At 43.0% G+C, this 13,869-nt stretch carries 15 protein-coding genes, 1 tRNA gene and 1 rRNA gene; 9 read left to right on the top strand and 8 right to left on the bottom strand.

Translation table 11 applies throughout. The annotated features are described in order from the left end of the window. Positions 1–445: ribosomal RNA gene (locus R4I06_RS03010) — 23S ribosomal RNA — on the bottom strand; the annotation flags it as partial. A 383-nt stretch (positions 446–828) separates the two neighbouring features. Between R4I06_RS03010 and R4I06_RS03005 the strand changes: the two genes are divergently transcribed. The 5 genes from R4I06_RS03005 to R4I06_RS02985 all read left to right on the top strand — a co-directional run bounded on the left by R4I06_RS03005 (position 829) and on the right by R4I06_RS02985 (position 5,125). Continuing rightward, entirely contained in the window at positions 829–1,692 is an 864-nt protein-coding gene (locus R4I06_RS03005; RefSeq protein ID WP_334414064.1) for an alpha/beta fold hydrolase, read from the top strand. Positions 1,693–1,793: 101 nt separating this feature from the next. Then, complete coding sequence (pdhA, locus tag R4I06_RS03000; RefSeq protein ID WP_334414063.1) at positions 1,794–2,774, top strand: pyruvate dehydrogenase (acetyl-transferring) E1 component subunit alpha; 981 nt, start codon at positions 1,794–1,796, stop codon at positions 2,772–2,774. 155 nt (positions 2,775–2,929) lie between these two features. Then, on the top strand, positions 2,930–3,763 hold the full coding sequence (gene virB9, locus R4I06_RS02995; RefSeq protein ID WP_334414062.1) for a P-type conjugative transfer protein VirB9: 834 nt from the start codon (positions 2,930–2,932) through the stop codon (positions 3,761–3,763). A gap of 24 nt (positions 3,764–3,787) precedes the next feature. Beyond that, positions 3,788–4,123, top strand: coding sequence for a thioredoxin (gene trxA / locus R4I06_RS02990; RefSeq protein ID WP_334414061.1), 336 nt, complete (start codon positions 3,788–3,790; stop codon positions 4,121–4,123). A gap of 786 nt (positions 4,124–4,909) precedes the next feature. Then, positions 4,910–5,125 carry a hypothetical protein gene (locus R4I06_RS02985; protein ID WP_334414060.1) on the top strand — a complete coding sequence of 72 codons (216 nt, stop codon included), beginning with the start codon at positions 4,910–4,912 and terminating at the stop codon, positions 5,123–5,125. Between the two features lie 129 nt (positions 5,126–5,254). Here the strand turns inward: R4I06_RS02985 and xseB are convergent, their stop codons facing one another. Further along, positions 5,255–5,467 carry an exodeoxyribonuclease VII small subunit gene (gene xseB, locus R4I06_RS02980; protein WP_334414058.1) on the bottom strand — a complete coding sequence of 71 codons (213 nt, stop codon included), beginning with the start codon at positions 5,465–5,467 and terminating at the stop codon, positions 5,255–5,257. Between the two features lie 56 nt (positions 5,468–5,523). Between xseB and R4I06_RS02975 the strand changes: the two genes are divergently transcribed. Both R4I06_RS02975 and R4I06_RS02970 read left to right on the top strand, forming a co-directional pair. Beyond that, positions 5,524–5,835: an ETC complex I subunit gene (locus R4I06_RS02975; RefSeq protein WP_334414057.1), complete on the top strand. Its 312-nt coding sequence runs from the start codon at positions 5,524–5,526 to the stop codon at positions 5,833–5,835. A 110-nt stretch (positions 5,836–5,945) separates the two neighbouring features. Further along, positions 5,946–6,869 (top strand): AEC family transporter, encoded by a 924-nt coding sequence (locus tag R4I06_RS02970; RefSeq protein WP_334414056.1) that lies wholly within the window; start codon positions 5,946–5,948, stop codon positions 6,867–6,869. A 45-nt stretch (positions 6,870–6,914) separates the two neighbouring features. Here the strand turns inward: R4I06_RS02970 and R4I06_RS02965 are convergent, their stop codons facing one another. The 4 genes from R4I06_RS02965 to gltX form a co-directional block, all read right to left on the bottom strand. Further along, a complete protein-coding gene (locus R4I06_RS02965; RefSeq protein WP_334414055.1) occupies positions 6,915–7,466 on the bottom strand; it encodes an RsmD family RNA methyltransferase in 552 nt (183 codons plus the stop codon). A gap of 4 nt (positions 7,467–7,470) precedes the next feature. After that, on the bottom strand, positions 7,471–8,796 hold the full coding sequence (locus R4I06_RS02960) for a peptidylprolyl isomerase (protein WP_334414054.1): 1,326 nt from the start codon (positions 8,794–8,796) through the stop codon (positions 7,471–7,473). Position 8,797: 1 nt separating this feature from the next. Continuing rightward, a tRNA-His gene (locus R4I06_RS02955) sits at positions 8,798–8,870 on the bottom strand. Positions 8,871–9,074: 204 nt separating this feature from the next. After that, positions 9,075–10,406 carry a glutamate--tRNA ligase gene (gene gltX / locus R4I06_RS02950; protein WP_334414053.1) on the bottom strand — a complete coding sequence of 444 codons (1,332 nt, stop codon included), beginning with the start codon at positions 10,404–10,406 and terminating at the stop codon, positions 9,075–9,077. Between the two features lie 185 nt (positions 10,407–10,591). Between gltX and R4I06_RS02945 the strand changes: the two genes are divergently transcribed. Beyond that, the gene (locus tag R4I06_RS02945) at positions 10,592–11,095 is read left to right on the top strand and encodes an Erum7620/ECH_0207 family putative T1SS effector (RefSeq protein WP_334414052.1); all 504 of its coding nucleotides are present in this window, start codon (positions 10,592–10,594) and stop codon (positions 11,093–11,095) included. Positions 11,096–11,114: 19 nt separating this feature from the next. Here the strand turns inward: R4I06_RS02945 and R4I06_RS02940 are convergent, their stop codons facing one another. Then, positions 11,115–11,927 carry a thiazole synthase gene (locus R4I06_RS02940; RefSeq protein WP_334414051.1) on the bottom strand — a complete coding sequence of 271 codons (813 nt, stop codon included), beginning with the start codon at positions 11,925–11,927 and terminating at the stop codon, positions 11,115–11,117. Between the two features lie 12 nt (positions 11,928–11,939). Beyond that, on the bottom strand, positions 11,940–12,149 hold the full coding sequence (thiS, locus tag R4I06_RS02935) for a sulfur carrier protein ThiS (RefSeq protein ID WP_334414049.1): 210 nt from the start codon (positions 12,147–12,149) through the stop codon (positions 11,940–11,942). Positions 12,150–12,857: 708 nt separating this feature from the next. Here thiS and R4I06_RS02930 point away from each other — a divergent pair. Further along, on the top strand, positions 12,858–13,869 hold a 1,012-nt coding region (locus R4I06_RS02930; RefSeq protein WP_334414048.1), incomplete at its 3' end, for a hypothetical protein.

The following is a 13,869-nucleotide window of genomic DNA, read 5'->3' as shown; positions in this document are numbered from 1 at the left end:
CTTGTTCACTATCGGTCGCTAAGGAGTACTTAGGTTTGGAGGATGGTCCCCCCATGTTCAAACAGGGTTTCACGTGCCCCGCTCTACTCAAGGATCTATAGCATTCTTACCTGTACAGGACCATCACCTTCTATGGTTGCCCTTTCCAGAGCATTCCAGTTACTAACTATAGACCACTGACCTATTCCGCGTTCGCTCGTCACTACTAACGGAGTCTCATTTTGATTTCCTTTCCTCTAGTTACTTAGATATTTCAGTTCACCAGGTTCGTCTTGCATACCTATGTATTCAGCATGCAATGACCACAAAAGTGGCCGGGTTTCCCCATTCGGAGATCTGCGGATCAAAGTCTGTTGACGACTCCCCACAGCTTATCGCAGCCTACCACGTCCTTCATCACCTCTTAGCGCCAAGGCATCCATCAAGTGCTCTTAATTGTTTATTTGTAGCAATTACGTGCAGTGTTAAAACCGCACTATTTACATTTATCAGCTAATCGAATCGAGACTATCCTTTACAAAACATCCGAAGAGGACAATCTCTACATTACAATTGATCTTTTTACTAACTTGTCAACCATCGAACACCAAACCGGTGCTCAGTAGAGTGACAATTTTTAATCTAGAACGCTTACTATGTCAATATATTACTTGCGATTTTCCATCTTATTTTTTTGCAAAATACGCCATCACGCAAACACTTAAAGGCGCAACTATCACGACGCTTGTATACACCCACCTTTATATAAACTCCATTGATACAAAGACTGTTATCCACTACGAAAAACTTGTATAATCCGCACTCTGGTTCCTACTTTATGTGAAGTCTATGCGCTCGATCTCTGAGGATGAAATTTCAGTACCTATTGGTGGTGAAAACCCAAAAGTGTACTACAGAGTGTACGGAACACTAAATACTGCCGTCTCCCCTCTGGTATGCGTTCACGGCATTGGGGGAAATTGCATGGATTTTCACTATTTAGCTTCAGAAATATCAGATTTCACCATCATACTTATTGACATACCGGGCCGCGGGCGCAGTGATTGGTTAAAAGATAGCTCCCTGTACAACTACAATACCTATTGTCGCACCGTGCTCTATATATTGAGGCATCTAGGGATAAAGCGATGCAATTTTCTAGGGACATCCATGGGCGGTATAGTTGGAATGTTTCTAGCATCTCGCTTTCCGTATTTGATAGAAAGGCTCGTGCTCAATGATGTAGGACCCTATATGGCGGAAAGGCCCTTAAAGGCGCTAATCCGCTACTTGACACACAATCCCACGTTTTCGGATATTTCAGAGGTGGAAGATTACGTAAAGAGTACTCTTGCGGGCTTTGGAATCACAAAGAAAGAGCATTGGGATCATGTAGTAAATTACGCTGCCATAAAATGCCCCAGCGGGTACATCATGTCTTTTGATCCAGAAGTAGGCACTGCACTGAGGAATGAGTTACAAGACACTGCACCCTATATGGATATTTGGAACGTTTGGAATGAGATATTCTGCAAAATTTTGGTCCTTAGGGGAGAACATTCCAATATATTGACGAAAGAAACACTGCGACAAATGCTAGCATCGAAAGATAGCATAGATCACATAACATATTTAGGAACGGGGCATGCTCCAGCATTATTTGATGAAAATAAAATTGCTGATATTCACAGTTGGCTTATATCTAATGATTAGGACATTATCTGCACACACGTAACGCGTTGTGCGCTTGAAGCATATATCCCGCGGCTGCTATAGTATTTTACGGCGTGGGTGACAGGAAGTGGAGGCTTGACATGACTGAGTACCTTGCAAACTTGACTAAAGAACAGATTGTTACGTCATATCTGAGAATGCTGTCCATACGTAGGTTGGAAGAGAAGATAGGTCAACTGTACAGCATGGGAAAAATTAGGGGATTTTGCCACCTATACATCGGCCAGGAAGCAGTAGCTGCTGGTATTTACAATGCATTGCAAGACGGTGATTCAATAGTTACGAGCTACAGAGAGCACGGGTTCGCACTACTCTCAGGGGAAACACCTTCACGTATAATAGCTGAACTCATGGGAAAGGCTACAGGCTGTTCAAAAGGTAAGGGTGGATCCATGCACATGTTCAACGTACGCAGCAATTTTTTTGGTGGACATGGAATAGTGGGCGCACAGGTCCCTATCGGCACGGGGATAGCTTTCTCTTCTCAATACAAAGACAGCAAGAATGTAGTGTTCACTTGTTTGGGTGATGGAGCAATAAATCAGGGACAGGTGTATGAAGCCTTCAACATGGCAGCATTGTGGAAACTGCCTGTGGTTTACATAGTAGAGAATAACGAATACGCAATGGGCACATCAGTATCAAGATCTTCCTTCATAACAGATTTGTACAAAAGAGGTACGGGGTGCGGCGTACCTGGAGTGCAAGTGGATGGTATGGATTTATTTGAAGTAACCAAAGCCGCTATGCAAGCCGCAGAACATTGTAGAAAGGGTAACGGGCCTATGCTACTGGAAATGAAAACATACCGTTACAGGGGGCATTCCATGTCGGACCCTGCCAAATATAGATCCAGAGAAGAGGTCGAGGAAGTTCGCACTAATAAGGATCCTCTGCGTTCATTGCGCGAATACATGATTAAGAAGAAAGTGTCGCAGGAAAGTGAAATCGAACAGTTCGAGCAAGAAGCTAGAAAGGCGATTAGCGAAGCTGTCACATTTGCAGAGACCAGCCCTATTCCCGCTGACGACGAGCTCTTCTCGGATGTGTACAGGTTATAAGTGTAATTCTTGCCACGTTTGTATGCGAAAAAGTATGATCTTTCTTTATGTAGGGTTAGGCGTCACTCACAACTGTGGTAGAAACTTGTTTTTCCATTGCAGATTTATCTATTGATGTATAGACTCGGTCGTTGTGGTTTTTTGTGCAGTGACTTATGAGAAAAGCTTTCGTGGTTTTTGTTGTAGCGTTGTTCTTTTTCAGCTCTCCGAGCTTGTGTAAGCAGGAGCCTACTTCTATAGCAGCGGACGAGCACATAAAAGTCATAAACTTCAACCCTCAGGCAATACACAAATACACTGGGTTTTACGGCTACCAATCAAGCATATTGTTTGAACCTGGAGAAGTGATAGATACGGTATCTATGGGTGATTCAACGGGGTGGCAGTTGGTGCCTCAAGGACACAGATTATTTATAAAGCCCGTGGCGGATAATGCAGACACCAACGTAACTATTATAACAAATAGGAGAGTATACTATTTTGAATTGCACGCTGAGGAAGCTACCGGTTTAGACGATCCAAGATTGGCATACGAGGTGAGGTTCACCTATCCAAGCATGGAAGGCAATATTGATCATGAGGCATTCACTGTAGGCGGGGTATCAATGCCAGCATATAGTGCAGGTGTACCAGATATAGGTGATCCTGAGGTTGCAAAACGTGGGAATATTAATTTTGATTATTCCGTGTCGCACGCAGCTGGATCCGAAGACATAGTACCTATTAGAATATTCGATGACGGTAAGTTCACATACATACAATTTTCCAACACTATAGGGGATCTTCCGTCTATATTTAATGTAGACTCACAGGGGTATGAATCCTTGGTAAATTTTAGGGTGTCAGGCGACTACGTCGTTGTTGAGCGTACAGCAAGAGCATTCACACTAAGATACGGCTCAAGTACAGCATGTATATTTAATGAGAAGATGTTCCGTATGATACCTCCTCATTTATACAAGAAAAGACGTTCTACTCATCGCAGATAGGTGATAAAAAGGGAGGGGACTTTTATGTCAGATTGCATAGTTTCTGAAGTAAGTGATTCAGATTTTGAATCCAGGGTTTTGCAGGAGGACAGCGGGCTCGTGCTGGTAGATTTTTGGGCTCCGTGGTGCGGTCCGTGTGTTGCCTTTGCTCCACAACTTGAGAAAATTGCGCATAAATATTCTGGCAGGCTGAAGGTTTTTAAGCTTAACGTTCAAGACTATCAAGATACTCCTCTTAAATATGGAATCAGCGCTATACCCACGGTATTGTTGTTCAACAATGGCAAAGAAATTTCCCGGATAGTCGGTGTTGATCTGCAGAAAACCATGGGTGCAATAGATTCTGCATTATCAAATTGAGAGAAAAACGTCAGTGCACACCGCAAACAAGCGATGGGCAGTAGATTTGCATTATCAGACTTAGAACTTTTTGAGGCGCCGAGGAGAAATGTGCAGGGTTATTTAGATTGACCAGGAATTTAAGTATTTCCATATAAGACCCAGGATTTTCACGTAACTAGGGATACCGAGTTGTTACTCCGGCAATTTACAAGGATACCTCCCGAATAGTGGGAGTTGATCTACAGAAAACCATGGGGCAAGATACTGCATTATCAAATTGAGGAAAACGTCAGTACACCGAAAACAAGCGATGGGCAGTAGATTTGCATCATTGCCAGATTTAGAACTTTTTGAGGTGCTGAGGACGTGCAGGAGTTAGTATTGTCGTATAAGACCCCGGGATTTTCATGTGATCAGGAATACAGGGTTGGTATTCCGGCACATTTACAAGGATACCTCCCGAATAGTGGGCGTCGATTTACAACGAACCATGAGTGCGATAGATTCTGCGCTATCAAACTGAGAAAAATAGGCAGCTATGGTAGCAACGTAAACGAAGTATCAGCGCGCAATAGTTTTTGCACCATCAACTAGCAATTTTCGTGTGCTTGTAGACATTTATGGTTATCACATTGAGGTAAATAGGCAATGACGGTAGCTATGCAAACGGGACTCTCGGCACTATAGATATTGTGCACCAGCAACTCGCGATTTTCGTGTATTTGTAAACGTTTAGGGTTATCGGATTGACTCTTACGATCTTCGTGTATTCGTAAACGTTCAGAGTTGTTAGATACTTAGTAGATGCACCAATTTGGTATTCCGTATAGGGCCTGGGATTTTCATGTGATCAGAAATACCGAGCTGGTATTTCAACATAGTTACAATGAAATTTCCTGGATAGTGGGTGTTGATCTGCAGAAAACCCTGGGTGAAATAGATCTGCCATCAACAACTCACGGTTTTTGCGGGCTTGTAGGCGTTCAGGGTTATCAAGTTGAGAAAGATAGGCACTTATAAAGGGATCCTCAGCACAATAGGTTCCCCGCACCATTAACTCACTTGTGTATTTGCAAACGTTGAGGGTTATCGGATTGAGAACTTGCTGGCATCTTCTATAAAGTACACTGAATAATATGGTGTCACGGCCTATTCCGGCAGGTCACAGTCGCTCTGTCCAATCTTTTCAATTTTGAACGATATTTCTTTTATCACTCCACTGCAATACTTGTAGAGCTCTTTTCCTCTGTTATACAGTTCCACGCTACGCTCTAAAGATACGCCTTCACGCTCCAGTTCAGCAACAACAAGCTCCAATTCTTGCATTGCTTTTTCGAACTCTGCACCGACGTTAATAGACATTTGCATAGTATCTGGATAGACTTTAGCATTGTACTTTCTATTTTGTGTGACATCAAGTGTCTGAATGTGAAGTGGTTCGTGCGGTGGTGCGTCGTCCTGCAAAGAATGTTATGCAGTCCGGAAAGCACAGAAGTGATCTATGGTGTGTGGAATTTGAGTGTACAAATTCTATGTACAAGGAGCATCTTATGGGCTGGACAGGATCTGTTGATACATCGCACCAAGTAAGGCTGACCTTTGCGACAAAAGAAGCTGCTATTGATTTCGTGAAAGAAAAGGGATTTTCTTATATCGTGTTGAAGGACCAAGTTCAAAAGCGTGTCCGCAAGTCCTACGCAGAAAATTTTACGAGAAGAAGAGGATTATAGCAGCGTTCCCAGAAATGCTTGCTCGTGGATTAATGTTGTTGTGAGAATATTCCTAATTGTGTTAAAGTACGTGGGTAAATTTCCAGCGTGGCGGGTTCATAAGTGTGGGTATGTTCTTTGATCTGATGCTAAAGGTCCTGCCTTTATACGTCACTATCGCAGTGGGATTTGTAGCAGGAAGGTCTATCCGTGCGCTGGATCACGTGACGATAGGTAAGTTGCTATTCTACGTAATTAGCCCCATAGTGGTGTTCTTTGGGCTGCTAAGGACTAGAATAAGTCCAGAACTTGTATCACTGCCAGTGGTGACATTTGCAATTTGTTGTGTAATGTCACTTGTTGTTTATAAATTTTCTGCACTCGTTTTCAGGGACCAGGCGAGAAATATGCTGGCATTCAGCTCTGGAAGCTCTGGAATGGGTTTTTTTGGATTGCCTGTAGCTATTGCGTTATTCGATGATGCAACAGTATCAATATACCTGCTCTGCTACGTGGGAATGCTATTCTATGAAAACAGCTTTGGCTTTTACATAGTAACCCAGGGGATTTACACAACACGTCAGTGCGCACAGAAATTGATCAAACTGCCTGCATTTTACGCAACAATGGCATCTTTTGCCTTTAACTATTTTCATGTGCCTATTCCGGCGTTTCTACTAAGTGTAGCTTCGAATATGGCTGGAACATACATGGTGCTGGGAACCATGTTATTGGGGATAGCCGTAGCAAATGTGAAGAATTTTTCCATAGATTTCAAACTTATAAGTTTCACTATGGTAATAAAGTACGTGATATGGCCCATGCTTATTCTGTCACTTATATATTTGGATAGAATCGGCTTGCAGCTTTACGATGCAGAGGTATACAAGGCATTCATTTTGCTGGCCATAGTTCCCATATCCAACACTATAGTCGTGCTATCATCGATGTTCAATAGTAACCCTGACAAGGCTGCAATGATGCTCCTTATAAGCACCTTGATAGGTCTATTCTACGTGCCACTGGTGATATCAATTCTAGGTCTAAATTCCTAATAAGAAGCACCTGTGTTTGACTATAACAGAATGCCACGTCTCTTCTTACGCTTGCACGCTCATAAATAAGACTTCCGAAGCGCAATACGCTCGCCTATCCAGGAGTTCATACTTGCTAGGAATATTAACCTTGCCTCCCTTCTTTATCCGCAATACAACGTAGCTACCCTCTGAACACCATCCATGCTCTACAAGCCCACGCAGCGATATTTCAGCAAGTTCAGGCTCAGCATATGGAGGATCTACAAATGCTAAATCATACCTACGTTCTGCCCACGGCAAATCACGTATATCACAACATATCGTGTTTAAAAGGCCCTTTACCCCTAGATTACTCGCCGTCTTTTTTACCAATTCCAAATTTGGTGCGTATGAATCAACCATGCACGCATGTGCGGCACCCCTTGATAGGGCCTCAAACGACATAGACCCACTGCCACAAAATAAATCACATACGTGTAATCCTGTACACGAAATGTACGACCTAAGAATATTGAACACAGCCTCACGTATCACAGAAATAACCGGCTGTGCTTTGAGGGCATTACCAGTAAAAACCTTCATTCCACGGTACGCACCCGACGTGATACGTATCATTGCATTAAAATTTCTTAATGAAGTGGCGTTTCCTTATAGAATCCATGAGCATGTTACTGGCTACCACAAACTTTTCCGTATATGCATTGTGGCGTATTTTCAGAACATCCTCATCGCTCAATCCTTCACCCTTGGAAATCCCGCATAACATAACCAAGTTGACTTTGTCATCATTGTCAGAACGCAAAACTTCACCGAACTTGGCATTTTGCAACATGTGCTGTAGCGATGATGAAAGATCCCTAACTCGTACATTCAGGTTTGCCACTTGGAACCCAATATTTTCAATGGTAACATCGAACGTATCACATCCTGTGCCACGCACATTCAAATCGTTGACGACGTTTCCTACTTCCTCTACAGTAAGCGACAGCTGCTTTATGTCCACCACACTATTCATAAAGCCCCTACTGACCTTAACTTTGCCCAGCAGCTTCACAAATAGGTAGCCTCGGTCTAGCTTTATGGGACCTACAGTGTCCCCTACACGCGCCTTCGCCAGCATCGACCTTACATCAGAAAACATAAACCCATTTGCAGACGCCCCCACAGTCTTGTCAACGTATACGCCGTGTTCCCTATACCTGGACGCTATCTTTTCTATAGCGACGCCCTTCTTCAATTCACTTAGTATGGGGTCCAGCACCGCTCCTGATTTGAACGGAATAAAGACCTGCTCAAGATCTAAGACAGTCTCAAGGCCCCCAGATTCACTTTCTGCAACGTAATCCCTGATTTCGCTGTCCGCAATAGCTAAAAAGGGCACAACTCTTGCGGATAACATCTTGTTCCATATGACACGGGATCTGACATTAGAGATCACCGAATTACGGTCCCAGTTATTTTCTTCCGCACACTTATCAAGAGTTAATCCTTCGCATACACCAAGCACAGCGAACATTTTTTCTATCTCAGCATCCAACTCTTGTTGACTTACTGGTATTTCAGTATCTTTTGCTTCAAGTTCGAGAACAACTTCGTCTATAAGGGATTGCAAAACTCCATTTCTGCTGTCCGCATCACCAGAATAAAGGGTTTTGTAAAAGAAGGCATTGACCGCGATCCTTCTGTCAATATCAAAACTGGTCAGCACTTTATCGTCTACTATGGCCTCTATTTTTACGTGAGGCTCAACAGCGAGACTTGCCCGCGAAAAGCTCAAACCACAAAACAGTACGATGAAAGACGCAAAACCTGCGAGAACCCAGGATGACCTGTCCACGCAAACTCTACTCACAAAACTCGCTAGCAAGACCAAACCCCACAACACACAACACCCAGCAACAAAGTCATAGGTATCCAAACTTGCCTCACCCTCTGATACTCTCACGGGCGAACGACCAGGATCGAACTGGCGACCTTCAGTGCCACAAACTGATGCTCCACCGATTGAGCTACGTTCGCCACAACACGACGACTCATAATATCAAACTGACACGGACAAGACCAGAGATAAATGTCGGATACCAACTACTCAAACACCAATACTCACTGGCAAGCACTTAGCGACCGCTCATCAGCGCACAAGTGCCCGTAATGCATAACACACCTGCCAAAATCTATCAAGCTTACAAACAACTTAACGCATATCATGGGCAATATGGTGCTCTACTTTTCTTTCCATGCAAATTCTAGCCTTCTAATCGTTTCTTTCCTACCTATTAGCGGTAGCAACTTGCTCAGGTGGGGGCCCTTATCAATGCCGGTTAGTGCAAGTCTTAGAGGCAGCAATATGCCTTTGGCGCTGCGTGCACAATTTTTGCTTATTCTATCAAACCATGTTTCCCAAGTGCCGGAGTCAAACTCCCCGTCTGGTAAAAGTGATCTCGTAACAGCAAGAAATTCTGCATCTTCACGATTGATAACTGGGGCTATCTCGCCATTACACACATCTACCCAATGTCTTGTCTCATGTAGACTGTTGATATTACTGGAGACCAAATTCCAAATCTCCTCGGAACATTGTATGCCCTGCTGAAGCAGCTTATCCCGCACCTGAGCGTAAGATAGCCCGCTTAATACTTTCGCATTGAGCTTTAGTAAGTCTCCGTAGAAAAAATTGATTGGCGCTTGGTTGAACAACTTGATATCAAAAGCCTGTATCAAATCTCCAATATCTGTTCTAGCTTCTACTGGAGATGACGTACCTATCCTAGATAAATAGCTGCCTATTGTAAGGGGCTCTATTCCGCTATCGCGAAACTTACGTATCTCCAAAGAATTTTCCCCTAGCCTTTTTGATATCTTCGCTTCTGTTGTTCTAAGCAATGGGAGGTGCGCAAACGTAGGAGACTCTGCATCTAATAGGCTCATTATGTACTTCTGCACAGCAGTGTTGCTGACGTGATCTTCACCACGTACAACGTGTGTTATACGAAAATCTATATCATCTACAGTAGAGGGAAATATGTACGTATAACTTCCGTCTGCGCGCCTTATCACGGGATCACTGACATTTTTCGTAAAAAATACTGTTTCCCCACGCACTTCATCTTCCCAGGAGATCTCTTTGTCTCCTTCAACCTTCAATCTGAAATATGGCGTTCTTCCCTCATACGAACCTTTCTCCGCAGTAGAACTGCATTTATAGATAGGTGGCAGCCCTGCTTTAAGCATGGTACTTCTCTTGAAATCCAGCTCCTCTGGGGTTTCATAGCAGGGGTATATTTTCCCTTTTGCAAGCAACGAATCAAAGACTTCATCGTACCTATGAGTCCTGGATAGCTGATTAAAACAAAGATCCCAATCGATATGTAGCCACTTTAGATCTTCTTTTATAGCTTCAGTATATTCGTCCTTCGACCTTTCTATGTCCGTATCATCGATTCTAAGTATGAACTTACCTGCTCTTTTTTTAGCATATAACCAACATATAAGGGCAGTCCTCGCATTGCCTATGTGCATATACCCAGTGGGACTTGGCGCAAAACGTGTTATCATCTCTCTTCCCTTATAGTTTCACCTAACGGATCGCATGCACACACATGCACTTCCAATTCATGTCGTTAACACATGAAGCATCCACTTGCAACAAGTGTGCCCTGGTATTATCTAAACTTCTTAAAGGATGGTGGAATACTTTTAGGTTTACCTGCATAAATTTTCATTCTAGAATTTCTGCCTCAGTGACGTTTGTTTTTGGCATGGATTTTTATTACATTTACACAAATTCGCTCGGTAAAACGGAGTGCACAAAGGGTGGATTCTGCCTTGGAGCGTTTGTGTTGACGTTTTTTTTCACTTTGTCAAAAAAGCTCTGGCTTCTTTCTCTTCTCATACTGGCTTCCTCTTCTGTTTTATACTCTGCACTTCACGCTGAGGTGATTAGCATGCCCTGCTATCTGTTGTTAGAGTTTGTAGTGAAGGCGTATGTAGGATGTTCGTATTTTTGTTGGTTGCATGCAAAATTAAAGCGCACAGGGTACTCCTTGGCAGGTGTAGTGTTAGCACACGATCACCGTCATGCACGGTTAGTGTTTATGGAACAGCAGTCCAAAGAAGAAGAGAGGGGCTCTTCACAGTCGCAGCCTATTAGAGAAGGCACAAAGGGTTTAATGGACTCCGAGACTTCTAGTGGCAAAGCGCAAAACAATGCATCTGACATCCCTGCAGCAGAAGTTAGTGGATAACCGCAAGTCCGTCCCCTCCCTAGCTTTTTTGTCTCATATGCCAAAATGGTGTATCTACTAGGTTTGTGCTAGGAACTGCAACATCTCTCCGATTTATTATGCCAGCCTCGTGTGCTGCCCTGCCTGCCTTTACTGCATCCCTAAACGCAGCTGCCATCTTGACAGGATCGTATGCTCTGGCGATCGCACTATTCAACAACACACCATCTATACCCAATTCCATAATAATAGCGGCATCTGAGGGCCTACCTATGCCTGCGTCCACTATTATTGTTGCCTCCTTACACCTCTCCCTTAGCAATCTCAGGTTATAACTATTCTGTATTCCCATACCAGATCCTATGGGCGCTATCCCGGGCATGATAACACTGCACCCACAATCTATCAGTCTTTTGCACACTATGAGATCATCTGTACTGTAGGGAAAAACTTTAAACCCCTGCCTTACAAGCTCTTTCGCTGCCTCGCAAAGTAGCACAACATCCGGCTGAAGGGTGTAATCATCCCCTATGATCTCTAACTTTATCCAACTAGTGTCAAATACTTCCCGAGCCATGTTGGCCATTGATATGGCATCACTAACAGTACTGCATCCGGCAGTATTAGGTAGAACATGACATCCACTACTCTTCACAAAATTCCAGAAATCACATCCGCCACTACCTTCAGCTGGAGCTTGCCTGGATAAAGAGACTGTAATAACAGAAGCTCCCGAATTTAGTACAGATTCCCTAAGGATATCAGGGGATTTGTACATAGCAGAACCTATGAATAATCTGCTATTTAACGTTACCCCATATACATTCCACGTACCTGACACTACCTCCCCCACTTACGACAGTAATCATCCACCCTGGATAGGATATATTACGTCAACTATATCACCATCTCTCAATTCGTGCTCTGCATAATGTGCCCTGGAAACTAAAACTGAGTTCACCGTTATCGCAAATGGACCCTTTATTTCCCAAAGCTCTACTGCTTCCGATAAAACAGTACCATCCTCTATAGTGCTGTTCTTGCCATTCACCTTGATGTTTATACAGCTATGCATCAGTACCTCTACATACTAATTATTATGGCTCTCAATCCCTGTAACATATATACCTAACTGGATCCAAGCATTTCACTTGTCACTACACAAGGAAAATAAATATGTTGCAAGAAGTGGAATTATAGCTAATAGAGGCATATTTGTGGAGCACATAATATGCTACAAACTAAGAACAAACCACCATTCTGCTCCACTGAAAGGTATGCAGTCATAGACGCTACATCGCTGTTCTTAACTTCCGAATTTCAGAGCTCTGTCACATCTTTGGCAAATATCAATTCTCTTTCTTTACTGCTGAACATGATTGGCAGAACACTGGGAATAAACGAGGTAATGGATAGCAGCCCTTATATTCACATACTGTTCAACAGTGTCAAAACTGTGCAATATACACAAAGTGACCCAAATCTTGCTGCAGTAAACGATTTCGTTAACCTATGGCATACTGAAGTTCTTCATAAGACTTTGCTACAGGTAATACCGAAAGATATTACAGATCCTATTTTGCTGCGAAACCTGGTTTCGCATTTTACATATAAATTGAGAAACACGCGGAAACACAATAACTCATATAACATATACAGCGACAAATTTATCTGCCACATGCGGACAACGTTGTCGCGTATATTCCCGTATGATGACGCAAAATTTAATTCGCAACTTAACGTACATACCGTCATGTTTAACAGTTTACATACATTGGAATGTATGTCGGCTCACTTTTCTCGCGCTGGCAACGAAAAACTCTGCATGCTGCTCTCCTTTTTTGGAGCAACATACAGTGCAGGATCGAGTAAGCGGGGTACTTCAGATCTCCCATCCTCAACGGTATTGAGGAACATGCTGGAATATGACCGTGAATTGGATCACATGTGTGTAGGAGTTATTTCTAAAAACGTTGACGAAATCCGCCATAGAAAAGCAATCTCTGATGCCCTATTCTCCGAAATAACTCGTATACATTCAGAAATAGAGAATGTTGAATCTTCGCTGAACAGACAGTGCAGGTGGTACAACTTCCTAAGGCAAATTTCCAAGTTTTTTCTTTCAACATTTACAATACACAAGCTTTACCACAGCTTTGAAACTATGAAAAAACTGGATGGGATTTTCCGCAATAGTACAGCATTTGGAGATTGTACAGCCTTTTTTCTTGAATTAAGAAAAGTAGAAAAAACCTCTAAAAACACGCACACGTCGTCTTTGTTCAAGATTTTAAATAAAGTACGAAAGGAGTATAAGCCCGTAACTCACGGCGAGTACGTGTCTGCGGTAAAGAACTGTTTTATGTCATCAACACCAACTCAAATTCTTCCACTCTCCGCGGAACGTACTTCAGGGCTACACTACATTAAAAAAGTTGGCATTAATCCTGCATGTAAACGTACGTCTCTACGCGTAAATGACTTACTAAATCGCGTACTTAGTCCCGGCAATTTGGTAAAACCTTTGCTTGACGTCAAGGTTTCACATTTTTCTCCTCTGTTCGGTGCGAAAAAATTTTCAAGGTCATTGGGCCAGAAAGGCCCTTTACGAGACACTGATAAAAAGAATCGCGGCAAGCATTCGCTATTAAGTGAGCCTTCTAAAACCTTTTTACAGCACTTGTATACGAAAAAGGCTATATGTACTTCTTCGACGGTAACCATAATTCATCCAGCTGCGAATGATTCTCCCAGTGAGAAGCTCTCTGCTACAGATACGCGTCCCATTTTAGATG

The sequence above is a fragment of the Anaplasma bovis genome (assembly GCF_036903315.1).
In the GTDB taxonomy this organism is placed as follows: Bacteria; Pseudomonadota; Alphaproteobacteria; order Rickettsiales; family Anaplasmataceae; genus Anaplasma; species Anaplasma bovis.
Note: the sequence above shows the minus strand (reverse complement) of the source record. Positions and strands in the feature narration are given on the sequence as shown.